This is a genomic window from Streptomyces sp. NPDC090445 (genome assembly GCF_044769385.1).
In the GTDB taxonomy this organism is placed as follows: domain Bacteria; phylum Actinomycetota; class Actinomycetes; order Streptomycetales; family Streptomycetaceae; genus Streptomyces.
On sequence record NZ_JBIVXV010000004.1, the window covers coordinates 338,003 to 364,286 of the forward strand.

26 protein-coding genes are annotated in these 26,284 nt (G+C 72.1%); 16 read left to right on the top strand and 10 right to left on the bottom strand.

Features of this window, described 5'->3' with window-relative positions; translation table 11 throughout:
• Positions 1-22: 22 nt before the first annotated feature.
• The 5 genes from ACIQUT_RS12435 to ACIQUT_RS12455 all read right to left on the bottom strand — a co-directional run bounded on the left by ACIQUT_RS12435 (position 23) and on the right by ACIQUT_RS12455 (position 7,447).
• The gene (locus tag ACIQUT_RS12435; protein ID WP_403562188.1) at positions 23-1,039 is read right to left on the bottom strand and encodes a YdcF family protein; all 1,017 of its coding nucleotides are present in this window, start codon (positions 1,037-1,039) and stop codon (positions 23-25) included.
• Positions 1,040-1,123: 84 nt separating this feature from the next.
• Positions 1,124-2,695, bottom strand: coding sequence for an amidohydrolase family protein (locus tag ACIQUT_RS12440; RefSeq protein WP_403562190.1), 1,572 nt, complete (start codon positions 2,693-2,695; stop codon positions 1,124-1,126).
• A 92-nt stretch (positions 2,696-2,787) separates the two neighbouring features.
• Positions 2,788-4,071 (bottom strand): alanine racemase, encoded by a 1,284-nt coding sequence (locus ACIQUT_RS12445; protein WP_403562192.1) that lies wholly within the window; start codon positions 4,069-4,071, stop codon positions 2,788-2,790.
• Positions 4,072-4,281: 210 nt separating this feature from the next.
• Positions 4,282-5,616, bottom strand: coding sequence for a M14 family metallopeptidase (locus tag ACIQUT_RS12450; RefSeq protein WP_403562194.1), 1,335 nt, complete (start codon positions 5,614-5,616; stop codon positions 4,282-4,284).
• A 136-nt stretch (positions 5,617-5,752) separates the two neighbouring features.
• The gene (locus tag ACIQUT_RS12455; protein ID WP_403562196.1) at positions 5,753-7,447 is read right to left on the bottom strand and encodes a chitinase; all 1,695 of its coding nucleotides are present in this window, start codon (positions 7,445-7,447) and stop codon (positions 5,753-5,755) included.
• A 384-nt stretch (positions 7,448-7,831) separates the two neighbouring features.
• Between ACIQUT_RS12455 and ACIQUT_RS12460 the strand changes: the two genes are divergently transcribed.
• The 14 genes from ACIQUT_RS12460 to ACIQUT_RS12525 all read left to right on the top strand — a co-directional run bounded on the left by ACIQUT_RS12460 (position 7,832) and on the right by ACIQUT_RS12525 (position 19,526).
• Positions 7,832-8,875 carry a hypothetical protein gene (locus tag ACIQUT_RS12460; RefSeq protein ID WP_403562198.1) on the top strand — a complete coding sequence of 348 codons (1,044 nt, stop codon included), beginning with the start codon at positions 7,832-7,834 and terminating at the stop codon, positions 8,873-8,875.
• 45 nt (positions 8,876-8,920) lie between these two features.
• Positions 8,921-9,622, top strand: a complete 702-nt coding sequence (gene cpaB / locus ACIQUT_RS12465; RefSeq protein ID WP_403562200.1) for a Flp pilus assembly protein CpaB — start codon at positions 8,921-8,923, stop codon at positions 9,620-9,622.
• Positions 9,623-9,629: 7 nt separating this feature from the next.
• Complete coding sequence (locus tag ACIQUT_RS12470) at positions 9,630-10,976, top strand: CpaE family protein (protein ID WP_403562202.1); 1,347 nt, start codon at positions 9,630-9,632, stop codon at positions 10,974-10,976.
• A gap of 1 nt (position 10,977) precedes the next feature.
• Complete coding sequence (locus ACIQUT_RS12475; RefSeq protein WP_403562204.1) at positions 10,978-11,460, top strand: TadE/TadG family type IV pilus assembly protein; 483 nt, start codon at positions 10,978-10,980, stop codon at positions 11,458-11,460.
• 1 nt (position 11,461) lies between these two features.
• Positions 11,462-12,019, top strand: coding sequence for a TadE/TadG family type IV pilus assembly protein (locus tag ACIQUT_RS12480; protein ID WP_403562206.1), 558 nt, complete (start codon positions 11,462-11,464; stop codon positions 12,017-12,019).
• Positions 12,016-13,362: a CpaF family protein gene (locus ACIQUT_RS12485; protein ID WP_403562208.1), complete on the top strand. Its 1,347-nt coding sequence runs from the start codon at positions 12,016-12,018 to the stop codon at positions 13,360-13,362. The genes ACIQUT_RS12480 and ACIQUT_RS12485 overlap by 4 nt, the downstream gene beginning before the upstream one ends.
• A 2-nt stretch (positions 13,363-13,364) precedes the next feature.
• The gene (locus ACIQUT_RS12490; protein WP_403562209.1) at positions 13,365-14,303 is read left to right on the top strand and encodes a type II secretion system F family protein; all 939 of its coding nucleotides are present in this window, start codon (positions 13,365-13,367) and stop codon (positions 14,301-14,303) included.
• Between the two features lie 44 nt (positions 14,304-14,347).
• Complete coding sequence (locus ACIQUT_RS12495) at positions 14,348-15,238, top strand: DUF5936 domain-containing protein (protein ID WP_403562508.1); 891 nt, start codon at positions 14,348-14,350, stop codon at positions 15,236-15,238.
• Between the two features lie 156 nt (positions 15,239-15,394).
• A complete protein-coding gene (locus tag ACIQUT_RS12500) occupies positions 15,395-16,624 on the top strand; it encodes a sensor histidine kinase (protein ID WP_403562211.1) in 1,230 nt (409 codons plus the stop codon).
• The gene (locus ACIQUT_RS12505) at positions 16,624-17,313 is read left to right on the top strand and encodes a response regulator (RefSeq protein ID WP_403562213.1); all 690 of its coding nucleotides are present in this window, start codon (positions 16,624-16,626) and stop codon (positions 17,311-17,313) included. The genes ACIQUT_RS12500 and ACIQUT_RS12505 overlap by 1 nt, the downstream gene beginning before the upstream one ends.
• 110 nt (positions 17,314-17,423) lie before the next feature.
• Positions 17,424-17,621 (top strand): hypothetical protein, encoded by a 198-nt coding sequence (locus tag ACIQUT_RS12510; RefSeq protein ID WP_403562215.1) that lies wholly within the window; start codon positions 17,424-17,426, stop codon positions 17,619-17,621.
• A complete protein-coding gene (locus ACIQUT_RS12515; RefSeq protein WP_403562217.1) occupies positions 17,618-18,262 on the top strand; it encodes a pilus assembly protein TadG-related protein in 645 nt (214 codons plus the stop codon). Before ACIQUT_RS12510 ends, ACIQUT_RS12515 begins: the two co-directional genes overlap by 4 nt.
• A 30-nt stretch (positions 18,263-18,292) precedes the next feature.
• The gene (locus tag ACIQUT_RS12520; protein ID WP_403562219.1) at positions 18,293-18,883 is read left to right on the top strand and encodes a hypothetical protein; all 591 of its coding nucleotides are present in this window, start codon (positions 18,293-18,295) and stop codon (positions 18,881-18,883) included.
• 4 nt (positions 18,884-18,887) lie between these two features.
• Positions 18,888-19,526 carry an OmpA family protein gene (locus tag ACIQUT_RS12525; protein ID WP_403562222.1) on the top strand — a complete coding sequence of 213 codons (639 nt, stop codon included), beginning with the start codon at positions 18,888-18,890 and terminating at the stop codon, positions 19,524-19,526.
• On the opposite strand, the gene ACIQUT_RS12530 is transcribed toward ACIQUT_RS12525, so the two are convergent.
• Positions 19,527-20,096: a TetR/AcrR family transcriptional regulator gene (locus ACIQUT_RS12530; RefSeq protein ID WP_403562224.1), complete on the bottom strand. Its 570-nt coding sequence runs from the start codon at positions 20,094-20,096 to the stop codon at positions 19,527-19,529. It abuts the gene before it with no gap.
• 132 nt (positions 20,097-20,228) lie between these two features.
• Here ACIQUT_RS12530 and ACIQUT_RS12535 point away from each other — a divergent pair, with 132 nt between their 5' ends.
• On the top strand, positions 20,229-20,651 hold the full coding sequence (locus tag ACIQUT_RS12535) for a nuclear transport factor 2 family protein (protein WP_403562226.1): 423 nt from the start codon (positions 20,229-20,231) through the stop codon (positions 20,649-20,651).
• 149 nt (positions 20,652-20,800) lie between these two features.
• A complete protein-coding gene (locus ACIQUT_RS12540) occupies positions 20,801-21,805 on the top strand; it encodes a trypsin-like serine peptidase (RefSeq protein WP_403562227.1) in 1,005 nt (334 codons plus the stop codon).
• 41 nt (positions 21,806-21,846) lie between these two features.
• Here ACIQUT_RS12540 and ACIQUT_RS12545 read toward each other — a convergent pair whose 3' ends face one another.
• The 4 genes from ACIQUT_RS12545 to ACIQUT_RS12560 form a co-directional block, all read right to left on the bottom strand.
• The gene (locus ACIQUT_RS12545; protein WP_403562510.1) at positions 21,847-22,695 is read right to left on the bottom strand and encodes an immunity 49 family protein; all 849 of its coding nucleotides are present in this window, start codon (positions 22,693-22,695) and stop codon (positions 21,847-21,849) included.
• Positions 22,696-22,821: 126 nt separating this feature from the next.
• Positions 22,822-23,268, bottom strand: a complete 447-nt coding sequence (locus tag ACIQUT_RS12550; RefSeq protein ID WP_403562229.1) for a DUF6507 family protein — start codon at positions 23,266-23,268, stop codon at positions 22,822-22,824.
• Positions 23,269-23,913: 645 nt separating this feature from the next.
• Positions 23,914-24,873, bottom strand: a complete 960-nt coding sequence (locus tag ACIQUT_RS12555; RefSeq protein ID WP_403562231.1) for an NAD(P)H-binding protein — start codon at positions 24,871-24,873, stop codon at positions 23,914-23,916.
• Between the two features lie 166 nt (positions 24,874-25,039).
• On the bottom strand, positions 25,040-25,423 hold the full coding sequence (locus ACIQUT_RS12560) for a hypothetical protein (protein WP_403562233.1): 384 nt from the start codon (positions 25,421-25,423) through the stop codon (positions 25,040-25,042).
• Between the last annotated feature and the right edge of the window lie 861 nt (positions 25,424-26,284).

The following is a 26,284-nucleotide window of genomic DNA, read 5'->3' on the forward strand; positions in this document are numbered from 1 at the left end:
CGTGAACCATCCGGTGGCGGCGCTACGCGGCGACGAGCGCCGCCACCCCCGTCGCGACGACGATCGCCCCGCAGACCACCAGGTTGACCAGCCGGTGTTCCCAGAACACGGCGACGAACTCGCGGATGGTGGCGCTCGGCCAGAAGTAGCGGGCCGTCGGCGAGCCCACGACCTGCCCGTTCACCCCGGCCTTGCGGGCGGTCATCGCGGCACGGAAGGCGTGGAAGTTGTTGGTGACGACCACGCACCGGTAGTCCGGCCCGGTCTCCTCCTCCATCAGCGCCCGGCTGAAGGCGAGGTTCTCGTCCGTCGTCCGGGACCGGTCCTCCAGCCGGATCAGCTCCGGCGCCACGCCCTGCGCGATCAGCCAGTCGGCCATCGCGCGCGCCTCCGCCAGCTTCTCGTCCGGGCCCTGCCCGCCCGAGACCAGCAGCAGCGGCACCTTCCCGCCGTTCCGCGCCGCCTGCGCGGCCTGGATCCGGCGGCCCTTCTCCAGTCGGGAGGCCAGGAGCGGGGGCACCCGCTCGCCGCCGACCAGACCGGAGCCCAGCACCACCACGTAGTCCACCTCGCTGCGCACATGGGTCCGCCCGTACAGGAAGGCGTACGCGAGGAAGCACGCGAAGAGGAAGGAGACGTAGCCGACGAGCAGCACCAGCCCGCCCACGGCCGCGTCCATCGCCGGCGAGCCCCGGTCGCCGGTGTAGGCGATCAGCGCGATCAGCCCGAAGATGCCCAGCCCGGCAGCCAGCGACAGCAGGTTGGCGGGGCGGCGGCCCTCCTTGCGGAGCATGGTGATGCCGTTGCGCACGAGGAACACGCCGAGCACGAGCGTGCCCAGTGCCGGCACCAGCAGGACCAGCACCACCGCGGCGATCGCGAGCACCGGCGGCAGCGAGGGGATCAGGAACAGCACCCCTATCGAGGCCCATATGAGGGTCAGCCCCAGCAGGACGGCATTGCGGAAGCGCCGGCGGTCCTTCCACATGCTCGCCAGGAACAGCAGCAGCAGGACGGCGGCCGGCGCGAAAGCGATCATGCGGTTCAGCGTATGCGCTCCGCTGGGAGTCCGGTCATGAAAGCGCGGGCCGGTGGGGGCTGGTCGCGCAGTTCCCCGCGCCCCTTAGCGTCCCCGGTGCGGGGTGCGGCGGACCGAGCGGCCCGCCAGGGCGTTCGTGCGGCGGCCGTCCCGCATCACGAAGCGGCCGTCGACCAGGACGTACGGGATCCCGGTCGGCAGGGCCCGCGGGCTGTCGTACGTCGCCCCGGCCGCGACCGTCTCCGGGTCGAACAGGACCAGGTCGGCGCGGTGTCCGACCCGTACGAGCCCCCGGTCGGGCAGCCGCAGCCGGGCCGCCGGCCGGCCCGCCAGGTGCGCCACGCACTCCTCCAGCGTCAGTACGCCCAGCTCGCGCACGTACCGGCCGAGGTAGTGCGGGAAGGTGCCGTACGCCCGCGGGTGCGGCTTCGCGCCCTGCAGGATGCCGTCGGAGCCGCCGGTGTGCACGGGATGCCGCATGACCGCCCGGACGTTGTCCTCGTGGCCGACGTGCTGCAGGACGGTCGGGCCCAGCCGGTCGGCGAGCAGCAGCCGCCGGGCCTCCGCCCAGCCGCGCAGCCGCCGGCCCACCCAGCCGCCGTGCGCCGGGTCCGCGGTCCCCGACACCTCGACCGCTGTCCAGTCCACGGGCACCCCGTGGCAGCCGTCCGACCCGGTCACCTCCAGCGCGTACCGGATCCGCTCGGCGGTCGCGTCGTCCCGCAGCCGGGCGAGCAGCGCCTCGGGGCCGCCCTCGCCGGCCCAGCCGGGCAGCAGCGCGGCGAGGGTGGTGCAGCCGGGCGTGTACGGGTAGCTGTCCAGGGTGATGTCGGCGCCCGCCGCCAGCGCCGCGTCCAGCAGGGCGAGGAGTTCGGGGGCGCGGCCCGCGTTCTCGGGGAAGTTCAGGGTGGCGTGCGCCAGGTGCAGCGCGCAGCCGGTCTCCCGGGCCAGGGCGACCATCTCGGCGTACGCGGCGAGCGCGCCGCGGCCGTACGAGCGGTGGTGCGGGCAGTGGTAGCCGCCGTACGCGGCGACGACCCGGCACAGTGCGGCCAGTTCGGCACGGGACGCGTACATGCCCGGGGTGTAGGTCAGCCCGGAGGACATGCCGACCGCGCCCTGCGCGAGCCCCTCGGCGACGAGGGCCCGCATCCGGTCGAGCTCGGCCGGGGTCGCGGGCCGGTCGGCCCAGCCGACGGCGTACGCGCGGACGGTGCCCTGCGGGACGAGGAAGGCGGCGTTGACGGCGGTGCCGGTGCGGTCGATCCGGTCGAGGTAGCCGCCGACCGTGCGCCAGGTGAAGTCGCCGTCCTCGCCGGGGCCGTTCCAGCCGGTGACGGCGGCCCGCACCGCGGCCAGGGTCCGGTCGTCGACGGGCGCGTACGACAGCCCGTCCTGGCCGAGGACCTCCAGGGTGATCCCCTGGGCGGCCTTGGCGCTGTGGTCCGGGTCGCGCAGCAGGGCCAGGTCGCTGTGGGCGTGCATGTCGGTGAACCCGGGGGCCAGGGCCAGTCCGTGCGCGTCGAGGACCGCCCGCCCGCCGGACCGGATCCGGCCGATGGAGGCGATGCGGCCGTCGTGGACGGCGACGTCGGCGCGGTGGGAGGGCCCGCCCGTGCCGTCGACGACGCGGGCCCCCCGGATCACCAGGTCCATCGGCCGCCTCCAGGGGCCCCGGCCGGATCGGCCGACCGGGTCGGCCGACCGGATCGGCCGGCCGGATCAGCCGACCCGTTCGGCCTGCCGGATCAGAAGAAGGTGCGCACGAACTCCGTGACCGTGCCGTCCGCCCGGACGACCGGGATCAGCGGCCACTTCTCGAAGATGGTGCACGGGTGGGACATGCCCAGCGCCACCCAGTCGCCCACCTCGACGGCGTCCGCGGAGTCGGTCTCCAGCCAGGCGTGCTGGTCGGACAGCTTCACCACCCGCACCCCGGCGGCGGGCCGCTCCTCGCCGGTCAGGGCGTCGCGGACCAGCTCGGCCTCCGGCAGGCCCAGGTCGTAGGCGACGTCCCGCTTGCCCGCGTTGACGAACGCCTGCGTGGGGGACGGCCGGGAGACGACCTGCGTCCACAGCCGGAACGCGGGCCGCAGCCCGCCCTCCTGCGGGACCCGGTTGAACGGGGTCAGGCGGGTGTACCAGCCGTGGTCGTGGGAGACGTACGCCCCGGAGCGCAGCAGCCGCAGCACGGGCCGGGACAGCTCGGGCAGTTCGGCGAAGACGTCGGAGACGGCGTCGAACCAGGCGGAGCCGCCCGCGCTGACGACGATCTCCTCCAGGTCGGGGGCGAACCGCCCGGCCTTGTCGAAGTCGACGGCCAGCGCGGTGAGCCGGCGCAGCCAGGCGTGCACCGACTCCGGGGTCGCGTCCGGCACCTCGGCCTCGTACCCGGCGACGCCGACCAGGCGCAGGGAGGCGGCGTCGGCGACCGCGTCGGCGACCGCCCGGCAGTCCTCCTCGGTCCGCGCGCCGGTACGGGCGCCCTCGCCGGCGCCGAGTTCGACGACGACGTCGACCACGGCCGCCCGGCCGCGCAGGGCCCGGTCCATGAGGTGGACGCCGCGCACGGAGTCCACGTAGCAGACGAAGCGGAAGTCGGGGTCGGAGGCGAGCTCCTCGGCGACCCAGTGCAGGGCGGCCGGGTCGACGAGCTCGTTCGCGAGGAAGATCCGGCGGATGCCGAAGGCCCGGTAGACGCGGGCCTGGTGGGGGACGGCCGCGGTGATGCCCCAGGCGCCGTGCTCCAGCTGCCGCTCGAACAGCTGCGGGGCCATGCAGGTCTTGCCGTGCGGGGCGAAGGCCAGGTGGTGGCGGGAGGCGTACTCGCCGAGCGCGGTGAGGTTGTGCTCCAGCGCGTCGGCGTCGAGGGTCAGGACCGGGGTGGTGAACCCGCCGGTGAACAGGTTCCGCTGCTGCGCCGCGAGCCCGCCGACGGTCAGGGCGGCCCGTTCGGCGTCCGGGGGCAGGCCCTTGAAGCGGTGGTCGACGAGCTCGTCGGCGAGCCCCCGGACTGCGTCGCTGCTGCCCATGCGGATCCTCCTCGCGTTGCACGCTCTGCAACGTTTGTTACGGGTAGTACCGACTGCTGTCTAACATCCCGGGTGGCGACGGGTCCACATCGGCCGTGTCGGCGGGGAGGCCGCCCCGCGGCAGAACGGGGCGCCCCCGGCCCTGCGGGGGCGCCCCGGAATCACCGGCGGTACGGGGCCGGCACTACGGCAGTACTGCGCGGTGCAGTACTACGCGGCGCAGTACTGCGCCTCCTTGCCGATCGAGCGGTACATGCAGTCCGCGTTCTCCAGCAGCTGGAGCACCGCGTCCTTGTTGCGCGCCGTCTCGCGGTCGATCACCTCGTCGGGCGGGTAGAAGCCGCCGCCGCCCGACTCCGGGTACATCTCGAAGGTGTACCCGAAGATCTTCTGGTCGCCCCACAGCCAGTCGTCGATGGTGCCGTCCGTGATGTACAGGTCGCTGGACTGCTCCGGGGTGTAGCCGTTGCTGCCGGCCATGCGCGTGCCGATGGTCTTGAACACGGCGAGGTCGTCCGCGGTCAGGCCGGGGGCGGTGTCGTTGTACGTCCACCCGTACGGCCACAGCACCAGTTCGCTGTAGGTGTGGAAGTCGATGGCGGCCTTGATCTGCTGCTTGCCGCCGACGATGCGGCTGCGCACGAAGTTCGAGACGGCCTTGACCTCGGGCGAGGACTCGGCGGCCGCGCCGCGGTAGGTCTCGGAGCCCTTGCTGCCGCTGGAGCCGCCGCAGCAGCCCCACTTGTAGTTCCAGTTGCGGTTCTCGTCCGTGCCGACGTAGGAGGAGCCGGCGTTCGGCTGCCGGTTCTTGCGCCAGGAGCGGTAGGAGCCGGTGGCGATGTCGTACTCGCCGCCGTCCGGGTTGAGGTCGGGGACGATCCAGATCTCCCGGGAGTTGACCATGCCGGTGACGCGGGCGTCGGTGCCGTAGCCGGCGCCGAACTCCTTGAGCAGGTACAGCGCCATCTCGACGGTGAGGTGCTCGCGGGCGTGCTGGTGGTGGGTGAAGAGGACCTCGGGCTCGTTCTCGTCCGTCGCCACGTTGTCGCTGATCTTGATGGCGACGATGTCGCGGCCCTGGTACGACTTCCCGATCACCCGCTTGCTCATGATCGAGGGGTACTGGGCGATGCGCTGGTCGATCTCGGCGCTCATCTCGGCGTGGTTGTGGTAGCGGGAGTCCGCGGACGGGAAGTCCATCGGGCTCGCCTTCGCGCCCCGCTCGGTCCGGTCCGGCGGGCCGGGCAGCGGGGTGAGGGTGTAGCCGAGCGCGCGCAGGGCCCTGGCCTGCAGGGGGTCGGCGCTGACGACGACGGAGCGGGCGTCGACCTCGTCGATGGAGACGCCCGTGCGGAGCAGTGCGGTGCGCTCCTGCGGGGTGGCCGGGCCCTGGATCTCGTACTGGGCGATGGCCTCGTCCTGGGTGGCGGTGGACGGCGCGGGTGGCGGGGCCGCCGTGGCGCTCATGCCGTAGGCGGGTGCGCCGAGCGCGAGAGCGAGCAGGGCCGCCGTGACGGCGGCCCTGCGTCGGGTGTGGAGCCGCATGCGTTCTCCTGGGTGGGGAGGTGGGGGTAGCCGTGCGGACGCGCACAGCGTGCTCTTGTGGCATGTCCCGGTCAAGGGCCTGGATTCGGCCAGATCCCGCGCCGGATCCCGTGCACGCCACCCCCACAGGTACCGCCTACGGCAGGCCGTGGACCTTCGGACCCACCGCAGCGGACCAAGCACCACCCGCCTTGGCGTCCCAGTTGGTCGACCAGGCCATCGCGCCGCGCAGCCCCGGGTAGGTCTTCGACGGCTTGAAGGACCCGCAGTTCACGCCCCGCGCCAGGCAGTCGAGCGCGTTGTTGACCACGCTCGGCGGGACGTACCCGCTGCCCGCCCCGCTCGGCGAGGCCGGCACGCCGATGCCCACCTGCGAGGGGTCGAGGCCGCCCTCCAGCTGGATGCAGGCCAGCGCGGTGAGGAAGTCCACCGAGCCCTGGGAGTACACCTTGCCGTCGCAGCCGTTCATCGAGCCGCTGTTGTAGTACTGCATGTTGACGACGGTGAGGATGTCCTTGACGTTCAGCGCGGTCCGGAAGTAGGCGCCCGATGTGGACTGCATGTCGATGGTCTGCGGGGCCATCGTCAGGACGAGCGAGGGGCCGGCCTTGGCGGACAGGGCGCGCAGCGCCTGCGTCATGTAGGTCGGGTCGATGCCGTTCTCCAGGTCGATGTCGATCCCGTTGAAGCCGTACTCCTGCATGAGCGCGTACGCCGAGTTCGCCAGGTTGGTCGCGGAGGCGGCGTCGCCCACGGTGATGGTGCCCTTCTCGCCGCCGATGGAGAGGATGACGGACTTCCCGGCCGCCTTCTTCGCCGCGATGTCCGCCTTGAACCGGTCCGTGGTGTAGCCGCCGAGCCCGGCCGAGTCGAGGTTGAACGTGATCGCGCCGGGCGTGGCGGTGGCGTCGGCGAAGGAGACGGCGATGATGTCGTACTCGGCGGAGACGTCGGAGATCCGCTGCACCGTCGCGCCGTTGTCGAAGTTCTGCCAGTAGCCGGTCAGGGCGTGCCTGGGCACGGCCGGGTCGGGGTTCGGGCCGCCGCCCCCGGTCGTGGTGCCGGTCACCGGCGCCGACCTCGGGCCCTCGCCCGCCGCGTTGTACGCGCTCACCTGGAAGGAGTACGAGGTGGACGGCGCGAGCCCGGTGATCCGGGCCGGGGGAGCCGTGACCGTCCGGACGCGGACGCCGTCCCGGTAGACGTGGTAGCCGCCGGCCCCGCCGACCGCGTCCCACGCAAGGGTCAGCGCGTCCTGGCCCTGGCCGGAAACGGCGGCCCCCGCCGGGGCGCCGGGCAGCGACGGGCCGGGATCGGTGGGGCCGCCGCCGTCCGGGCCGAAGACGCCGAACTCGTCCACGGTGTAGGCCGGCTGGCCGTACCAGCCGTGCGTCCAGACGGTGACCCGGGTGGTGGCCGGGCCGGTGGTGAAGGTCGTCGACAGCTTCTGCCAGCCGCCGCCCGAGCCGGGCGTCCAGGTGGACACGTCCTGGGTGCCGGTCCCGGTCGCGCCGAGGTACACGTACGAGCCCTGGACCTGCGCACCGATCGTGTACGTCGAGTTCGGCTTGACCGTGACGGTCTGGCTGCACTTCGCGTGGTCCTGGCCCGACGGGGTGGCCCGCAGGGCGGCCGTTCCGGAATGGACCGGCGAGGAGGTGACGGCCCCGCTGCCGGAGCTGCAGCTCCAGTGCGCGAGACCGGACTCGAAGCCTCCGTTGCGGACGACGTTGACGTCGGCGGCCTGCGCCGGGCCGGCCGTGAGGGCCGTCAGGCCGCCTGCGGTGAGGGCCGCGGCGACCGGGAGGGCGAGGGAGCGTATGCGGTTCACGTGGTCTCCGTGGGGGGAGGAAGGGAGGTGAACGGGGAGGGGGAAGGGGTGGCGCGGACGGCGGGGGAGGGGATGGGGGAGCGGGCCGTGGAGCCAAGTGGGGGACCCGGCACTCAAGTTGGTCCAGACCAATCCAGGTGTCAAGGGTCTTTGCAAAGTGGCTTGAACTGATCGGCCGTCCGATCCCGGTTGTCCGGGTTTCCCGCCACCTGTGCCATGCACTCACGGCACGGGAATTTCCAAGGCCCTGCCCTGCCAGCGGTGACGCGGATATGGTTCTGCGGCGAGGGGGAAGCGCGTCGGCTATTTGCGGTCGCGCAGGGTGTGCGCGTACGCGGGGCCGAGCGAACTGCTGCCGTGTACGGGGTGAACAGGGGGGTTCGCGTGCCGATCGCCATTGCCGTCACCAGCGCCGATCTGGTGCTGCCGGCCCCTGACCGGCACACCCCGACGGCCGCCGTCCTGCGCCCGCCGGGACAGCTCGACCTCGAAGGCGCCCTCGCCGAGATGGGCACCCTGCTGGAGCACCACAGCCACGTCCTGGCCGTCGTGCCGACCTGGCTGCCGCCCGCCACCGTCCGGCGGCTGCACACCGTACGGGCCATCCTGGAGACCGACCGGATCGCCCTCCTCGACGTCGATCTGCCGCCGCTCGGCACCGCCCTGCTGGTACGTCAGCTGCGGCAGCTCAGCGTCTGCGACTTCAGCCCCGGCGTCATCGCCGCGGCCGCCCGCCTGCTGTCCCACTACATCCACGCCGGGGCCTTGCTCGGCTCCGTCGCCCGCCTCGACCGGATCCCGGTCGGGCTCAAGGCGCACGCCCGGTCCTGGTCGCCCGGGGCCCAGTTCGCCGTCCTGGCCCACCCGACACCGCACCTGGCCCGGCTGGGGGCGTCGGGGGGATCGGGGTCGGGTTCGGGGGCGGTTTCGGGGGCCGGTGGTTCGGGGTCCGGGGCGGCCGGCGCGGAGGGGCGTGCGGGGCGTGCGGGGCGCGGGCGGCGGGCGCGCGGGGCGCGGGGCGGCGTATCGGGGACCGGCGGGGCTCAGGGCGGGGGCGTCCTGCCCCCGGGGCCCGCGTACGCCACCCAGCTCACCTTCGCCCGCGGCCAGCTCGCCTCCGACTGGGTCACGGCCGAACTCGCCCCCGCCTGGCAGGTCCAGGGCGTGATGGAGAACCCCCTGCCCGCCGACTCCGCCGCCTGGTGGGCCACGCCGAAGCTCGTCGAGTTCGCCGCCGGCATCCCCGACCTGTCCGTCCTCTACCAACTGGTCGCCTCCGTCCGCCGCGACGAGTGCCGCTGGTGCGGCCTCGAACTCATCGGCGACCGGTGCGGCTTCTGCTCCGCCCCGCTGAACCCCCCGCAGCCCGCCGCACCGCCGCCGCCGACCGAGGCCGCGGGTGGCTCCCGCCCCCGGTCCGGACGCTGACCCGACCACCCCGAACGAACGAAGAACGGCGAGGTAGTACGGCACATGAACTCACGCCAGCGCCGCGGCGTCATCCTGCTGCTCCTGTCGGTCCTGTGCGCCCTCGCGGCGTTCGGCGGGGTCCTCGTGGTGATCGGCGACGTCAACTCCAAGGTCGGGGCCGAGGTCGTCGCGTACCGGGCCAAGGCCGATATCGCCCCCTACAGCCCGCTGTCGGCCGGGCAGTTCGAGGAGATCAGCATCCCCCGGCGGTGGCTGTCCGAGACCGCCGTCACCGACCTCGGCGGACTCAAGGACAAGATCGCCCTGACCACCCTGAAGAAGGGCTCGCTGCTCCAGGCGGACATGTACGTCGACAAGCCGCAGCTCCAGCCCGGCGAGCAGGAGATCGCCATCATGATCGACGCGGCGACGGGCGTCGCCGGGAAGATCCACTCGGGGGCGAAGGTCAACATCATCGCCACCTTCAAGGGAGCCAAGGAGTCCGACCCCTCCCGCTCGGTGATCATCGTCGCCAACGCGCGCGTCATCAACGTTGGCAAGCTCACCGCCCTCGACAAGGACAGCGACCGCAAGGGCCCCGCCGAAGCCGTCCCGATCACCTTCGCCCTGAACACCAAGGACACCCAGCGCGTCGCGTACGCCGAGTCCTTCGCGGAGCACGTACGCCTGGCCCTGGTGGCCCCCGGCACCGACTCCGCGCCCAGCGCGGCCGACCGCTCGTACACCCTCGACGGGGACAAGTGAGGCCCGGATGACCACCCGAATCCTCCCCGCGGCCGGCGACCCGGACGCCGCCCGCGCCATCTCCACCCTCCTCGGCCGGCTCCCGGCCGCCGAACCGGCCGCCCCCGTCCCCGACTCCGCCGCCCTCCTCGACACCCTGGCCCGGCTGGCCGCCGAATCCGTCGACGAACTGCCCGAGGTCGTCCTCGTCCACGAGCGGATCGGCCCCGTCCCCGCACTCGACCTCATCCGCGAGGTCGCCCTCCGCTTCCCCGCGGTGGGGGTCGTCCTCCTCTCCTCGGACACCGGCCCGGCGCTCTTCTCCGCCGCCATGGACTCCGGCGCCCGCGGCCTGATCGGGCTGCCGCCCTCGTACGAGGAACTCGCCGCCCGCGTCCAGGCCGCCGCCCAGTGGGCCGCCGGCGTACGCCGCCACCTCGGCCGGCCCGCCGACGCGCCGACCGGGCCCGGCGGGCGGGTCGTCACCGTCGCCGGGGCCAAGGGCGGGGTCGGCACCACCTTCACCGCGGTGCAGTTCGCGCTCGCCGCCGCCGCGGCCGGGCGGCGCACCGCGCTCGTCGACATGGACCTCCAGGCCGGGGACGTCGGCTCCTACCTCGACGTGCAGTTCCGGCGCTCCATCGCCGACCTCGCCGGCATCCAGGACATCTCCCCGCGGGTGCTGCAGGACGCCGTCTACGACGACCGCACCGGCCTCGCCCTCCTCCTCGCCCCGGCCGACGGCGAACGCGGCGAGGAGGTCGACGACCGGGCCGCCCGGCAGGTCGTCGCCGCCCTGCGCAGCCGGTACGAGCTCGTCGTCATCGACTGCGGCACCAACGTGACCGGAGCCAACGCCGCCGCGGTGGAAGGCGCCGACACGGCGGTCCTGGTCACCACCCCGGACGTGGTCTCCGTACGGGCCGCCAAGCGGATGGTCCGGATGTGGGAGCGGCTCCAGGTCCGCAAGGCCGAGGACACGGCGATGGTCGTCAACCGCTGGAGCAAGCACACCGAGATCCAGCCGGCCCTGATCGAGAAGATCACCAAGACGCGGGTGGTGCGGACGCCGGTGCCGGCGGCCTTCAAGGAGCTCCAGGCGGTGGTCGACGCGGGCCGCGTCCAGGACCTCGACAACCGCTCCACGGTCAAACAGGCCCTGTGGACGGTCGCCGCCGAACTCGGCCTCCTCACCGCCCCCGCCACCCCGGGGCCCCCGGCCGCCGCCGGAGCGCCGGCCGCCGCAGGCACCGGGGCGGCCGCCCCCGGCGCGGCCCTCGTGGTCCGCACCCCCGGCCCCGTCGCCCGCCTGCGCCGCGGCGCGGGCGACCGCGGCTCCATCACCCCCTGGCTCCGCCGCAGCCGGGAGCACTGACATGCCCACCCCCAGACCCGCCACCGGGCCCCCGCCGAGCCGCACCGCCCCGCTCCCGCCGGCCGGGGCGGCCCCCAGCGGCCCCCGGGCCCCCCGCGGCCCCAGCGCCCTCAGCGCCCCCCGCGGCCGCCGCTCCGGCGCCGACCGCGGGCAGGTGGCGGTCGAGTTCGTCGGCATGGTCCCGCTGATCCTGCTCCTCGTCGCCGCGGTCTGGGAGTGCGTCCTGATCGGCTACGCCTTCTCCCTGGCGGGCAACGCCGCGGACGAAGCGGCCCGCGCGGGCGCGGTCAAGGGCGGCGGGGCGTGTGCGGCGGCCGCCGCCGAGCACATCGGCGGCGCCTGGAACATGACCTCGACCTGTTCTGAGGCGGGCCCGCTGTACAAGGCCACCGTCACGCTCGAAATCCCGGTGCTCCACCCGTCGCTGAGCTTCGGCCGCATCACCGGCGAGGCCGGTGCCGCCATGGAGAGGGAGGAGGACTGACATGACGGGCCACCCCCACTTCGGGCCCGGCCGTGAGCGCCGGCCCGCCCCGGCCGTCGGCGCGGGCCCGGCCCCCGCGCACCGGGCCGAAGGCCACGCCCCCGCGCCCGGCTGCCCGGGCGGAGGCCGCGGCAACGGCCCCCGGCGGCACGGCGCCCGCCGGCAGGCTGCGGGCCGCCTGCGCAGGCCGCGCGGCGATCGCGGGCAGGTGGCGCTGGAGTACATCGGGTTCATCCCGGTCCTGCTGTTCGTCGCGCTCTGCGGGATCCAGCTCGGCTGGGTCGCGTACGTGCACGAGCAGGCCGACACCGCGGCGCGGACCGCGGCCCGCGTCGAGGCCCGCAAGCCCGGGGCCGGCGAGGCGGCCGGTCACGCCGCGATCCGCTCCGGCCTCGACGCGAGCATCGACGTGGGCCCGAGCGGCGGCGACGCCGTCACGGCCACCGTTTCCATCACGGTGAGGTCCATCGTGCCGGGCCTGGACCTCGAACCGGCCAGGGCAACGGCCGTCATGCCCAACGACGACCCCGACCGCGACCTGAAGGGACCCCGACCATGAGCCTGCGCTCCCGGGTCGCGACGCCGGACGACCGGCACGGCCCCCGCGAGGACGGCCTCCTCGTCTCCTCCTACCGCGCCAAGCTGCTGGAGGAGATCGACCTCGCCGAGATGTCCGCGCTCAGCCCCGCCGAGCGGCGGACCCGGCTGGAGCGCGTACTCGGGCACATCATCAGCCGCGAGGGCCCCGTCCTCTCCACCGCCGAGCGGGCCCAGCTCATCCGCCGCGTCGTCGACGAGGCCCTCGGCCTCGGCGTGCTCGAACCCCTCCTCGAAGACCCCTCCATTTCCGAGATCATGGTCAACGGCCCGGACCAGATCTTCGTGGAGCGCGCCGGCCGGGTCGAGCAGCTCCCCCTCCGCTTCGCCTCGCACGAGCAGCTCATGCAGACCATCGAGCGGATCGTCTCCACCGTCAACCGCCGCGTCGACGAGGCCAATCCGATGGTGGACGCCCGCCTGCCCAGCGGTGAGCGCGTCAACGTCATCATCCCGCCGCTCTCCCTGACCGGCGCCACCCTCACGATCCGCCGCTTCCCGCGCGCCTTCACCCTCCACGAGATGATCGCGCTCGGCTCGCTCGACGAGCAGATGCTCCTGCTCCTGTCCGGCCTGGTCCAATCCAAGATGAACGTGATCGTGTCCGGGGCCACCGGCACCGGCAAGACCACCCTCCTCAACGCCCTCTCCGGCCTCATCCCGGAGGGTGAGCGGGTCATCACCATCGAGGACTCGGCGGAGCTCCAGCTCCAGCAGGCGCACGTCATCCGCCTCGAATCCCGCCCGGCGAACGTGGAGGGCAAGGGCCAGATCACCATCCGCGACCTCGTACGCAACTCCCTCCGCATGCGCCCCGACCGCATCATCGTCGGCGAGGTCCGCGGCGGCGAGACCCTCGACATGCTCCAGGCCATGTCCACCGGCCACGACGGCTCCCTCGCCACCGTCCACGCCAACAGCGCCGAGGACGCCCTCATGCGCCTGCAGACCCTCGCCTCGATGTCAGAGGTGGAGGTCCCCTTCGAGGCCCTCCAGGACCAGATCAACAGCGCGGTGAACGTGGTCGTCCAGCTGACCCGGTTCGGCGACGGCTCCCGCCGCGTCACCGAGATCGCCATCCTCGACTCCCACGGCCGCGAACCCTTCCGCATCACCACCGTCTGCCGCTTCGCGGCCCAGCCGATGGGCGCCGACGGCCGCGTCAACGGCTGGTTCGAGTACCACCCGCTGCCGCGCCGCATCGCCGAGCGCCTCTACATGAACAACCAGCCGATCCCGCAGGCGTTCGGGGTCGCCACGTCGGACGACCAGCTCGCCACCCGCATCACCCGGACCGCCCTGTGACCGTGAACCCACTCGTCCTCCTCACCCTCGGCGCCACCCTGCTGGCCTGCGTCCTCGTCATCGCGGGCGTCCACGTGTACACGGCCGGCCGGGCGCAGCGCGCCGCCCTCATCGAACGCCTCGCCGCCGACGGCGCGCCCGAACCACCCGGCCGCAGACGCCGCTTCACCGCCGTCGACCGGCGGCTGCGCAGGACCGCGCTCGGCAAGCGGATCGAGGTGAAGCTGGCCGTGACCGGCCTCGACCTCACCCCGGGCGAGTTCTTCGTCTACGTGCTGATGTCGGTCGCCGGCATCTGGCTGGTCGCGGCCAGCTTCCTCGCCCCGTTCTTCGGCCCCGTCGCCGGCCTGATCGGCCTGTGGGCGGCGGACGCGTTCCTCAACTGGCAGCGGGCGCGCCGCACCGAGCGGTTCATCAACCAGCTCCCCGAGCTCGCCCGCATCCTCGCCAACGCCACCCAGGCCGGGCTGGCCCTGCGTACGGCCATCGCCATCGCGGCGGAGGAGCTGGAGGCCCCGGCGGGCGAGGAGCTGTCCCGGGTCGCCGACCGGCTCGCCGTCGGCCACTCCATCGAGGAGTCCCTCGGCGAGATCGCCGACCGGCTCCCCTCCCGCGAACTGGTCGTCCTCGTCTCCACCCTCGTCCTGTCCGCGCGGGCGGGCGGCGCACTCGTCGGCTCCCTGCGCAACCTCACGGTCACCCTGGAGCAGCGCAAGGAGACCCGGCGCGAGATCCGCACCCAGCTGTCCCAGGTGACGGTGACCGCCTACCTGGTGCCGGCGATCGGCCTCGGCTCGCTGCTGCTGGTGAACCTGATGATGCCGGGCGCCCTGGACCGGATGACCGGCGCGTTCCTCGGCCAGAGCGCGGTGCTCGTCGCGATCGGGCTGTTCACGCTCGGGTTCGTGCTGATCCGCCGCCTGTCGAAGATCGACGTGTGAGAGGGGCGGACGACGACATGAACACGATCGCGATCCCGCCGGTCCTGGCCCTGGCCCTCGCCCTGGTCCTCGGCCTGTCCGTCCTCGGCGTCTTCCACGGCATCCGCCTCTACCGCGCCGAGACCAAACTCCCCTCCGACCTGGCCCTCGCCCTGGAGGTCGGCGCCACCCGCACCACGGCCGTCGGCTCCGCCGTCGACCGGCTCGGCATCCGCTGGGCCCCGCTCGTGCTGCGGCTGATGGGCCCCGAGCGGGTGGCGCGCAAACGCCGCCAGATCGACATGGCCGGCAACCCGGCCGGCCTCACCATCGACCGCTACGCCGCCCGCCGCGCCGTGTACGGCCTCCTCGGCGCGCTCGGCGCCTTCGCGATGCTGATCAACGGCCAGCTCGTACCGGCCCTCCTCATGGTCGCGTTCGGCCTGTTCTGGATCGAGGTCGGCCTGTGGTCCGCGATCCGGATCCGCCGCGACCACATCGAACGGACCCTGCCCGACTTCCTGGACGTCCTCGCCGTGGTCGTCAGCGCCGGACTCGGCTTCCGGCAGGCCCTGGAACGCGTCGCGGCCAAGTACGAGGGCCCCTGGTCGGACGAGATCCGCATCACCCTCCAGCAGATGGACATGGGCGTCAGCCGCCGCCAGGCCTTCGACGAGCTGCGCCGGCGCAACGACTCCGAGCAGGTCGCCCAGTTCGTCACCGCCCTCCAGCAGGGCGAGGAACTCGGCTCCCCGATCGTCGACACGCTGATCGCCATCGCCGAGGACATGCGCCGTACCGACGCGCAGAACGCCCGCCGCCGCGCCGCCCGCGCCGTCCCCAAGGCCACCTTCGCGGTGACCATGTTCATGCTGCCCGGGACACTGATCCTGCTGGTGTGCGGGTTCGTGTACGGGGCCGACGTCGACTTCGGCGCGCTGCTCGGGGGCGGGTGAACGCCGATGTCACTGCTGCCGGACACCACGACGCCCCTGCGCCTGCCTCTGCCCCTGCCACTGCCGTGGCCCCGTCGCGCGGGGGAGAGGCGGGCCCGGGGGGCGGGGGCGGTCGCAGGGGCGGAGGCGGGGGCTCCGGCGGGGGCTCGGCATGAGGTGGCCCTCCAGGCGAACGCCCTGCAGGCCCTCTGCCGCCGCGTCTTCGCCTTCCGCATGCTCGCCATCGCCCTCGGAGCCCCCGTGGCCCTCGGGCGTACCGCCCCCGGCGCCCCGACGTACCTCGTCGCGGGCGCGATCCTGCTCACCTTCATGCTCTCGTACGCCCTCTTCCGCGACTGGGAGCGCCTCGGCCCCCTGCTGCTGCGCCACCGCTGGCTGCTCGCCTGCGACATGGCGCTCAGCGGCCTGCTGCTGGTCACCGCCACCCCGGAATCCCCCCTCGGCTTCGTCTCGCTGTGCACCCCGCTGCTGGCCGGGCTCGTCTACGGCTGGCGCGGCTCGGCCGTCTACGCCGCCCTGCAGGCCGTCGCCGTCGCCGCCCTCGCCGGCGGGCTCACCCTGCCCGTGCTGTGCCTCGTCGCCGGGGCGGCAGGCTCCTCGCTGCGCGACCTCCTGTTCCGCTTCGGCGCGGCGAGCCGGGCCCTGACCGACACCCGGGCCCGCCTCGCCGTGGCCGAGGCCGTACGCGCCGAACGGGAACGACTGGCCCGCGACATGCACGACTCCGTCGCGAAGACCCTGCACGGCCTCGCCCTCGCCGCCGACGCCCTCGCCCGCACCGACGACCCCGACGCCGTACGCCGCCAGGCCGGCCTGCTCTCCGACGCCGCCCGGCAGGCCGCCGCGGAATCCCGCACCCTCCTCGCCGACCTCCGCACACAGCCCGACACCCCCGACACCCCCGACACCCCCGGCGTCCACCTCCCGCCCGAACTCCACCGCCTTGCGGAGACCCAGCCGGGGCAGGCCGGAGCCATCGGGGCCGAGGTCACCACATCCGGGACCCTGTCGCCGCTCCCGGCCCCGGTGGCCCGCCACCTCCTCGCCGTGGCCGCGGAAGCCCTCGACAACGCCCGCCGCCACGCCGCCGCCACCCGCATCCGCATCACCCTCACCGCAACCGCCGCCGACACCGACACCGACACCGCACACCTCACCCTCACCGTCGAGGACGACGGCCGCGGCCTCCCCGCCGACGGGCCCGACCTCGCCGCCCTGCGCGGCGCCGGCCACTACGGCCTGCTCGGCATGGCGGAACACGCCGCCGCCATCGGAGCCCGCCTGCACCTCGGGCCCGCCGGCACACCCGCATCCCCGGCCCGGCCCGGCACCCGGATCCGCGTGGACCTCCCGCTCGCGGCCCTCACCCCCGAAGGGAGCCCGTGATGGCGGCACCGCTGCGCATCCTCATCGCCGACGACAACCCCGTGGTCCGGGCCGGCCTGGCCGCCCTCCTCGGCACCGCGGACGGCCTCGACGTCGTCGCCCAGGCCGCCGACGGCCGCGAAGCCCTGAGCCTGACCCGCCGCCACGCCCCGGACGTGATCCTGCTGGACGTGCGCATGCCGGGCGTCGACGGCATCTCGGCGCTCCCCCACCTGGTCCGCCTGGCGCCCGTACTGATGCTGACGTACAACCAGGAAACGGAGATTGTCCGAGAAGCACTCCTCCTGGGCGCAGGCGGCTACCTGGTCCACGGCGAGTTCACGCCGGACGACCTGGTCAGAGCAGTCCACGACGTCCGCGAGGGCCGCGCCCATTTCACGACGACGGCGGCCAGCGCCCTCCTCGCCGAACTCCGCGCCTCTTCGCAACCGCAACGAACTGTGGCACAGTCTCCAGAGCGCCTGCACAACTCGGTTCTCTTCGGCTTGAGTTCGAGGGAGGTGGAGATCATGGATCTGATCGCTTCCGGGATGAGCAACCAGCAGATCGCGGCCACCTGCTTCATCAGCGAGAAGACGGTGAAGAACCACATCAACCGCATCTTCGCCAAGCTCCAGAGCGCCAGCCGCAGCGAGGCGATAGCCCGCTGGCTGGGAACCGCCCGCCCGGGGGTGACGGGACATGGGTAGACGGAGTGCGCAGTGGGTCCGTAATTGGGCCCCGGGACCCTTGGTGACGACCCGTAACGCGCCGTACGGTCCGCAAACCAACAGCGCCACCGGACCGGGAGGGACCCCTCATGAAGCAGAGCACGCTGGCGCGGCTGCGGAAGCGGTACGAGCAGACCGGCCGCGACCGCGGCCAGACGGCGTTCGAGTACCTCGGGATCATCCTGGTGGTCGTGGTCATCATCGGCGCCATCGTCGGCACGGGCATCGGTCAGACGATCACGGCGAAGATCACGTCTCAGATCGGTGCCATCACGGCCGGCAAGTGATTCGGAAGAAAGGCCTTGGCGATGGAGGGCAGGCCTTCCCCATCTATGTCGTGGTGGTGGCAGGCCTGCTCTTCGCTGCCCTGGCTTTCTTCGTCGTGGGCATGGCCAGCGCAACCCGTAGTAATGCGCAGGGCGCTGCTGATGCGGCGGCCTTGGCGGCCGCTCGTGAGGCCCGAGACAACGCCTTCCTGGGTCTGGACCTTCTCGCCCTTGAGCCTGCAGACTGGGAGAAGATCGCCAACGGGGATCTCCTCAAGTCGCAGGGCGCCTGCGCTAAGGCGGCTGAGTTCGCTGCGTTGAACGACGCCACGGCTGAGTGTCGAGCAACTGTGCCGGAGTTCGCCGTCTCGGTGAGAACCAAGGGTGTCGTCGGTCGCTCAGTGATTCCCGCGAGTGCGGATATGCATGGCGAGGCATCGGCTAGGGCTTTGATCGAGCCTCGCTGTTCCCTGCGCTCTGCCCCTACTCCCGCGCCGACTGCCACCACCTCTCCAAGTCCGACGCCGAGCCCGACGTCCTCTCCTGGAACTGGGGGTGTCACCTTCCTGTGCAGCGGGAAGCCCCTGAAGTTGGACCCGTCGAAGCCAGGCCCGCTGCGTCAATTGGCGAGGGCGCTGTTCACCGTACGGCTGGTCGACTGATAGCGAATGAGAGACAAGGAAGCGGCATACATGAGCATTCAGCACACGGTAAAACTCCGTCTGGGAGCGACCGTGGCTGCTACGGCAGTCCTTGCCTTGGCGGTGACCGGGTGTGGGGGCGGAGGCGACAACAAGGCGCAGGAGCCGCAGAAGCCTGCAGCGGGCAAGTCGCAGGACAATGCTCCCCAGCCGCCTGCGTCTGGTGGCACTGCGAGTCAGGCGCCGACGCAGGTTCTTGCCACGGTGAATGGTGAGGACGGAATGTTGATGACCATCAACTCTGCAACTCGCGAAGTGGGCGGCTTCCTAACCATTAGCGGCCAGTTCAAGAACGGCGGCGGCGGCGATTATGCGAAGACTCCTGCCTGGAGGGGCAACGAACTTACGCAAAGTGGCACATCGATCGCAGGCGCAAACGTGACCGACAAGGCGGGTAAGAAGCGCTACTACGTATTGCGTGACACTGACGGGAGGTGCCTGTGTACGACGGGCATCGCTCTCATCGAGCGCGGCGCCACGGTTCCGTTCTTTGCTCAGTTCCCCGCACCCCCCGCGAGCACTTCCGAGGTCGACTTCAACCTCCCCACCTTCGCCACGGCCACCATCAAAATCTCTGGGTGACCCCATGACAAAACGCCACCGCACCGCCGCGTCAGTAGCCGTCATCGGTCTGGTCATGGCCGGGGTCCAAGCCGTCGGGGTCGGCGTGGCGAGCGCCGATGGCGTCAAGCCGTCCGTACCCCCCGGCACGGAGCCCTCCGCCGCCGCCCCCGTCCCCATCGACTCCAAGGCCCCCGGCCTGAAGATCCCCCAGGGCGGGACCCTCGCGCCGATCAAGGTGCTCGACATCGCCGAGGTCGTCGAGGATCTCGGCGGCGAGCAGCGCCGCCAGGAGACCAATCAGACGGTCATGATGGCGCTGCAGTCCGAGGTCCTCTTCCCGGAGAACAGCGCCGTCTTCAACGCCCAGGCCGCCGCCCGCATCCAGGCCATCGCGCAGGAGATCAACACCCAGAAGGCGACCCGCATCCGCGTCTTCGGTTTCACCGACGACCAGGGCAGTTACGAGCACGGCAAGGAGCTGTCGAAGCAGCGTGCCGACGCCGTGCAGGCGGAGCTCGCCAAGACCGTCAACGTCTCCGGCGTGGTGTACGACGTCCGCGGCTACAGCGAGGACTACCCGATCGCCGACAACAGCACGGAGGAAGGCCGGAAGAAGAACCGCCGGGTCGAGATCACCTTCCCGCGCGGCGCCGGAAACTAGCTAGCCGCCCGCCCCCGCCCAGGCCGTCCCCGCCGCCCGCATCAGGGCTGCCGCTGCCGCGCCTGCGCGGTGGGCCGGTTCCGGGCCGGGGGTGAGGGCGGCCACGGCCGTGGCGCCCTCGACCAGGATCAGGAGCTGGTCGGCCAGTTCCTCCCGCCCCGGCCCGGCAGCCTCCGCCAGCAGCGCCCGCAGCTCCGCCTTGTGCCGGCGTACGGTGTCGAGGACCCCGGCCGGGCCGGCCGCGCCGAGTTCCCCGTACGCGTTCATGAACGCGCACCCGCGGAATCCCGGCTCCGAGAACCACGCCGCCAGCCAGTCGAAGACGGCCCGCACCGGGTCGGAGGGGGCGGCCGACACCGCGTCCCGCAGGCTGCCGATCCACCGCCGGTCGCGCCGCTCCAGGTAGCCCGCGACCAGCGTCTCCTTGGCCGGGAAGACCTTGTAGAGCCGCTTGAGCGGTACGCCCGACTCCGCGCGGATGCGGTCCATGCCGACGGCCTGGATGCCCTCGGCGTAGAACAGTGTCTCCGCCGCGTCGAGCAGCCGGGTGCGGGCCTCTTCGTCGTCCATGGCGGCAGCGTAGCCCAGAACCCGCTTGCGTGGAGAACGGTCGTTCTCTAGGGTCGGTGCGTGAGGGGAGAACGATCGTTCTCCCACTCTCCGTCCTGCGCTCTCCGCTCGCTGCCGAAAGGTGTGCCTGTCATGACCTCACCCGCCGTACGTCCGCCCCTGCCGCCCTTCACCGAGGAGTCCGCCCGCGCCAAGGTGCAGGCCGCCGAGGACGCCTGGAACACCCGGGACCCCGATCGGGTGGCGCTCGCGTACACCGAGGACTCCGTCTGGCGCAATCGCGACCGCTTCCTCACCGGCCGCGCCGAGATCCGCGCCTTCCTCGCCGAGAAGTGGGAGCGCGAGCTCGACTACCGCCTCCGCAAGGAGCTGTGGGCGTACACCGGCAACCGCATCTCCGTCCGCTTCGAGTACGAGTGGCACGACGCTGCCGGCCAGTGGTGGCGCAGCCACGGCAACGAGCAGTGGGAGTTTGATGACAACGGGCTGATGCGCCGCCGCGAGGCCAGCATCAACGACGTCCCGATCGAGGAGGCCGACCGCCGTTTGTGCTGATCGCCCTGATCCGGACGTGTGGCGTTCGGCGCCGCCCGGCGTTCCTCGGCCGGTCGCGGCGCCGGACGGGAGGAGGCTCGGCGGCCCGGCCCCGTCGAGGCCCGCACCGCCCCGCCCCGCCCCGCACCACGCCGAGGAGGCAGGCCGCCATGACCGAACCGATCCCGTCCGCCGACTGGGAGACCCGCATCACCGCCCGGCCGCCGGCAGCGCAGTCCCGTGAGGACCCCGGGCATTCGTTCCCGCCGCGTCCCGTGGCCGCCGTCCACGTGACCCCCCTCCACCTCTCGGCCCTGGACCGGGAGATCTCTCACGAGCTCGACGGCTACCTGCCCGACGGTGTCGCGGTCCGCGCCGTCCCGCGCCCGGTGCCGCCGGAGCAGGTCCGCCCGCCGTTGTGGCGGCGGCCACCCGGCCGCGCGGGGGACGACGACCGGGGCGAGGGCACGGGCGTGTTCCGGCCGGACGACCGCTTCGAGTTCTCCGACACCTCGTTCCCGTGGCGTACGTGCGGCCGCGTCCAGACCCCGGCCGGCTGGGCGTCGGGGGTGATGGTCGGGCCCCGGCACATGCTGACCGCGAGCCATGCGGTGCCGTGGCTGGCGAGTGGCGGTGCGGACTGGATGACCTTCACGCCCGCCCAGTTCGACACGAGCACCCCGTTCGGCACCACCCACTCGACCCGCGTCTACTCCTGGCTTCGCGCCCACGGCGCCGACGGGATCGACTCCACCGAGGCCGCCTTCGACTACGTCGTCTGCGTGCTCAGCCGGCGCCTGGGCGACACCGTCGGCTGGATGGGCTCGCGGGCGTACTCCACTGACTGGGACGGCAAGCCGGTCTGGGGGCACGTCGGCTACCCCTTCGACATCGGCTCCGGGGCTCGCCCCGTCTACCACCCGCGCGGGGTGATGGACGGGACGGTGGGCGAGAGCGCGTCCGGCCGCACCTCGTTCCGGATCGTGCACCGCAACGACGCGGTGGCCGGCCAGTCCGGCGGCCCGTTCTTCGGCTGGTGGGACGGCGACCCCTGGCCGCGGGTCGTCGCCGGCCAGAGTGCCGAGAACTGGGGCAGGGAGGGCGGCCCCAACGCCGCGGGCGGCGGCTCCGCCCTCCCCGCCCTCATCGACTACGCCCGCTCGGTCGAGCCGTAACCCGCCCGCTCCGCGCCGTCAGCAGGTCGGCTCTCGCGTCGTCACGTATCGAACTCGCCCAGCCAGGAACGGTTCAAGAGGGCACTGGGCAGGTACTCGGACTCAACTTCGATGGAGAGGCCCGCGTCATGCGCGAGGCAGGCGATGGCGAGCGGACCGAGGGCCAGGAAGCCCGCGAGATCGTTCGCCTGCTCCGGCTTGCTCCAGTACGCCTTGTGGAGCTCCAAGGCCTCAACGAGCGCCTGGTGGAACCCGTCCGCGTTCCTCCGCAGGAACTGGTAAAAGAGATGGATCGGCGGGTACAGCACGCACTGCAGCAGATCGCGCGGCACTCCCGTGGCGGTGTCCGGGTGAGACTGCTGGATGGCGAGAGTCAGCTTCTCCAGCAAACCGGGCTGCTCCCGCCAATACGTCTGCAAGGCGTCCACCCAGTGGTAGACGTATTCCTCGGCTTCGACGCCGGATGCCTGTAGGAGTTCCAGGGGGATTTCGCACATCCGGTCCATGCGGGCCTGGTCTCGGCAGATGATGGCGAACCACAGCGTCGTAAGCCAGGTACCGGCGTTTGCGAAGAACTGTGGCCCAGTGGCCGTGACGGTCCGCATTTCATGCGCGATGCGTCCGTTGATCGAGCCCTCGGTGTGCGAGGCGGCATCGAATGCCGTCGCGCCGATCTGCATGGCGGAGACCGTCGCGTCCCATGTGGCGAAGCGGTTGCCGGTTGGATTCAGCGCCTGATTCACCTGTACTTGCAGGAGCGCCTCGTTCAAAGCCATGCCGATGATCGCGGGCGAGGCGTCCAAGTTTCGGACACTCTTCTCGAACTCCTCCGCCAGACGCTCTACGGTCTGCTCGTCGATCGTCGGAATCGGGTGCCGCTCCACAATCACCGTCAAGGACTACTCCTGTCAATATTCTCAAAGAAGAAATCTTCCTCTTTGAAGGTGCCGATGTCGAATCGAAGGCTCTTGAAGCCGCCGTGAGTCGGCCCGTCAGAAACGCCTTTGACGAGTCGCTCACTGCCTGCCTCCCGGCTGCTCGCGCAGGGCCTGCAGGTTCACGGCCCTGGCGGCGTCCTGAGCCTGCTTGGCCGACTCCAGGTCGCCTTCGATGTACTCGTTCGTCGCCTTCACCGCACCGAGCACGCAGGCCTCGATCCGGTCGGACACCGACTGGAACTCGGGCTTTCGTTTCGTCAGGTACTCACCCAGAGCGGCCGCCACAGGGCCCAGGGCCTTTGTCGACACGAACGCCTGACCGGCGGCCGGTGCCGCCCCCGGCGCCACGGGACCCCGCGGCCCCATCCCCGAAGCCGAGCCGGGAACGGCCGTCCCCGCCGCCTCTGCCGCTTCCGACATGGCGGTCATGAGTGTGCTCAAGGCCTTCTCCAGGTCGCCTGCGTTCCCGCCGACCGTCCTCAACTGCCCCTGCACACCTTGCGGCTTGATATCCCACGACGTCATACGCGTCCCGTCCCTCGTACACCCGGCTGTTCTGCATCGGCGGCCGGGCCGGGTCAGCCTGCGACGCCGACCCGGGCCTGCGCGTGCCGGGCCCTTCCGTTGTTCTTCGCCGGCGCCGAGCGCCGCAGCCGGATGCTGTTCTGAGCCTCGTCCGGGGCATTGCTCCGGCACTGCTCCGCGGCGTGGTATTGGTGCACCGCACCGTCCGCCCTGGAGTCCCGGCGGCGGCCTTGATCCGTCCGTCGTGTGCGGCGATGACGAGTTCCGCGTCGCGCTCCTTGGCGAGGTCGTCCACACCGACTCGAACGCAACCCGCCTCGGCTGTTGAACTCGCCTTCCGGTGACCGCACGTCGTTGATCAACTATCGGATCAGCGTCCCCAGGTCCCGTACGAGTTGCGGACATCGGACGTCAGGTTGGCCGGCACCTGTGCCCCCCGTGTCGAACTTCATTCCACTCCCCCGCAGGTGCGAACAGCCGTAGGTATGGGCGTTTTTGTGAACTTGCGTCACTCTGGCCGCTCGAGTCCGACATGCTGTTACGAATGCATGACAATCGGAAGGTGTGAATCAGACGCCCGAGTGCCGCGTGTTGCGCCGGAGTCCTCGGCTCATGCCGACACGGCCCGCTCGGCGCCTGCCGTTCTCAGCGGAAGCGGTGGGCGTGTTCCCGTGCCCAGGCGTCGAAGGAGCGGGGGCGGCGGCCGATGATCTCGTGGACGCTCGGCCGCTGGTCGAGGGTCCACTGCGTGAGTTCGGCGAGCTGGTCGCGGTACTCCTGGAGCGCGTACAGCGTGACGTCGATGCCGTCGTCGGGCCAGCCGCGCCCCCGCCACGTCTCGCGGCTCTCGCCGGGCGTCGTCTCGACGGCGGTGATGTCGCGGCCGACGGCCCTCGCGATGCTCGCCACGCGCGCGCGGGTGGAGATGGGCAGTCCGACCGCTTCGAGGATCCTGCCGGCGTGATCGCCGGTGCGCAGTGCTGCCGCGGCGACGGCCGCCAGGTCGTCCTCGTGGATGAAGGGGTAGTGGCCGCCGTCCGCGAACGCCTCCCGTACGACGCCTTCGGCCTTGATCGTGTCGGCCCAGTCCGCGCCCGTCGCCGGGTAGGTGCCCTCGAAGACCGCGCCCATCACCGCCGACGGGCGGATGTGCGTCCAGTCCATGCCCGAACGCTCGACGGCCTGTTCGACGGCCAGCCAGAACCACGTCTCCGGCGGGTACGCCACCTCGTACTCCGGCCCGTGCGACGACAGCACCACGATCCGCCGCACCCCGGCGGTCCGGGCGGTGTCCAGCACCTCCCCGACCGTCTCCGGAACCGCGCCGGCGAGGAAGACCGACTCCACGCCGTCGAACGCCTCGGCGTATTCCAGCGGGGGCCGGCTGATGGAGCCCTCGACGACCTCGGTGCCGGCGGGCCAGTCGTGGAGCTGGTCGGATTCCGCGAGGACGCGCACACGGTCGCCTGCGGCCGACAGCTGCCGGGCCAGGTGGCGTCCGACGATTCCCGTGGGGCTGCAGCCCGCGCCCTTCCGGGGGCTGACGACGGTCAGCAGGTGCAGTCGGCTGCCGGACGTGTTCGTCGACGGCGTGATTCCGGGCATGGCAAGATCCTCCAACGCGACAGCGGAGATCTTGCGCCGCCCTCGGCAGGTGCCGACATGGACGGGTGCGGATCAGGAGCGCCAACCATACCAGCAGGAAAGAGAGTTCGGGAGAGGTGTGGGCGCCTCTCGCCGGACTTGATCTCCCGGGTGGGCTGATCCGTCCTCACCACAGGCGCAGGAAGTACCGGACGTCGTCGTAACCGTCCAGCGCCCGGCCATCGACCTCCGAAGGATCCGCCTCGGCGCGCGCCGCCAGCGACTCCACCAGCGCGAGGGCCTGGGGGCTGAGACGACCGAAGCGCCGGGCGGTGTGCCCCAGGCACAGGCCCGCCAGCCCGAGCAGCGGGCTGCCCGGCACGGCCCGCGTCCCGACCTCCATGCACCAGTGCTCGACGAACTCCCGGTCGTCGTCGTTCAGTGCACTCCCGACCAGGACGTTCGCGGCCTCGCCCTCCCACGAGCGGTCGCGCAAAGCCCGCTCCAGCGTCTCGGCCACCACGTCGTGGGGCAGCGCGGGCGGGTTGTGGAAACTGCGATGCGCATGCATCCCGCAAGCCTATGAACCCCGCGGCCTCGGCATCCATACGCACCGCGCACTCCCCACGGTTTGAGCGGCCAGGGGCAGACCTTTCGCTCCCCGGTCGCATCTACACCGCCCCTCGGGAGGGCCTCCGCGCGCCTGCCTACGGAAGCTTGAGTTCAGGGCTGCGGATGAGCGCGGCCGACCCTGAGATGCTGACAGCCGTGGAGTAACCGCCGCTCGTCGCATAGAAGTCGGGTGCGGTGTACCGCTGCTCGTAGATCCCACCGCTGGGGCACGGGTACGAGGCACGCGACACGATCGCCGAATCGCTCCAGCGGAAAGCGATGATGTTGATGGTGCATGCAGGGTGCCCCTGAGAGAGGGTGATGTAGGCGTCAGGGCGCCCGACCCCGTGGGAGGGAGCGGAGATGCAGGCCCTCATCCCATCCCACCATGTATGTCCGCCGTAGCCACTGCACCCGCCACCGCTGGCCGCGTTCGCGGGCGTGCTCAGCGCCCCAACGCTGGCCGCCACTGCGCCTGCTGCGACAAGTGCGCGAAGAAGCTTCTTCACGTGTTCCCCCTCTGTGCTCGGGTACGGGAACGCAAAGCGTGCCCACGTACCACTCCTTGATCAGCAGCCTCAACCTAGCGAGGCGCCCGGGGGTCGGATATTTGTTCGTGCTCTGTCTGTCACCTCGCCGGGGTGTCGACGATGCAGTGCCGCGCACGTGTGACTGCCCGGCCCACCAGATTGGGGACGTTGCCGACAACCCGATGCGGCGAGCGCCTGCATCCGCCGCAGGCTTCTGCAGCTGGCCTGAATCGCCGAGGCCGGCGGCGCGTCGATCGGTGGCGTACCCACCCGTCCAGGAGCCCACCGCG

Bases quoted from the DNA above. Each gene is read 5' to 3' on its own strand.
- ACIQUT_RS12555 (WP_403562231.1), bottom strand. From the start codon at position 24,873: ATGCCCGGAATCACGCCGTCGACGAACACGTCCGGCAGCCGACTGCAC.
- ACIQUT_RS12560 (WP_403562233.1), bottom strand. From the start codon at position 25,423: ATGCATGCGCATCGCAGTTTCCACAACCCGCCCGCGCTGCCCCACGAC.
- ACIQUT_RS12550 (WP_403562229.1), bottom strand. From the start codon at position 23,268: ATGACGTCGTGGGATATCAAGCCGCAAGGTGTGCAGGGGCAGTTGAGG.
- ACIQUT_RS12510 (WP_403562215.1), top strand. From the start codon at position 17,424: ATGAAGCAGAGCACGCTGGCGCGGCTGCGGAAGCGGTACGAGCAGACC.
- ACIQUT_RS12505 (WP_403562213.1), top strand. From the start codon at position 16,624: ATGGCGGCACCGCTGCGCATCCTCATCGCCGACGACAACCCCGTGGTC.
- ACIQUT_RS12540 (WP_403562227.1), top strand. From the start codon at position 20,801: ATGACCGAACCGATCCCGTCCGCCGACTGGGAGACCCGCATCACCGCC.
- ACIQUT_RS12525 (WP_403562222.1), top strand. From the start codon at position 18,888: ATGACAAAACGCCACCGCACCGCCGCGTCAGTAGCCGTCATCGGTCTG.
- ACIQUT_RS12450 (WP_403562194.1), bottom strand. From the start codon at position 5,616: ATGCGGCTCCACACCCGACGCAGGGCCGCCGTCACGGCGGCCCTGCTC.
- ACIQUT_RS12440 (WP_403562190.1), bottom strand. From the start codon at position 2,695: ATGGACCTGGTGATCCGGGGGGCCCGCGTCGTCGACGGCACGGGCGGG.
- ACIQUT_RS12485 (WP_403562208.1), top strand. From the start codon at position 12,016: ATGAGCCTGCGCTCCCGGGTCGCGACGCCGGACGACCGGCACGGCCCC.
- ACIQUT_RS12435 (WP_403562188.1), bottom strand. From the start codon at position 1,039: ATGATCGCTTTCGCGCCGGCCGCCGTCCTGCTGCTGCTGTTCCTGGCG.
- ACIQUT_RS12470 (WP_403562202.1), top strand. From the start codon at position 9,630: ATGACCACCCGAATCCTCCCCGCGGCCGGCGACCCGGACGCCGCCCGC.
- ACIQUT_RS12520 (WP_403562219.1), top strand. From the start codon at position 18,293: ATGAGCATTCAGCACACGGTAAAACTCCGTCTGGGAGCGACCGTGGCT.
- ACIQUT_RS12480 (WP_403562206.1), top strand. From the start codon at position 11,462: ATGACGGGCCACCCCCACTTCGGGCCCGGCCGTGAGCGCCGGCCCGCC.
- ACIQUT_RS12535 (WP_403562226.1), top strand. From the start codon at position 20,229: ATGACCTCACCCGCCGTACGTCCGCCCCTGCCGCCCTTCACCGAGGAG.
- ACIQUT_RS12475 (WP_403562204.1), top strand. From the start codon at position 10,978: ATGCCCACCCCCAGACCCGCCACCGGGCCCCCGCCGAGCCGCACCGCC.
- ACIQUT_RS12445 (WP_403562192.1), bottom strand. From the start codon at position 4,071: ATGGGCAGCAGCGACGCAGTCCGGGGGCTCGCCGACGAGCTCGTCGAC.
- ACIQUT_RS12530 (WP_403562224.1), bottom strand. From the start codon at position 20,096: ATGGACGACGAAGAGGCCCGCACCCGGCTGCTCGACGCGGCGGAGACA.
- cpaB (WP_403562200.1), top strand. From the start codon at position 8,921: ATGAACTCACGCCAGCGCCGCGGCGTCATCCTGCTGCTCCTGTCGGTC.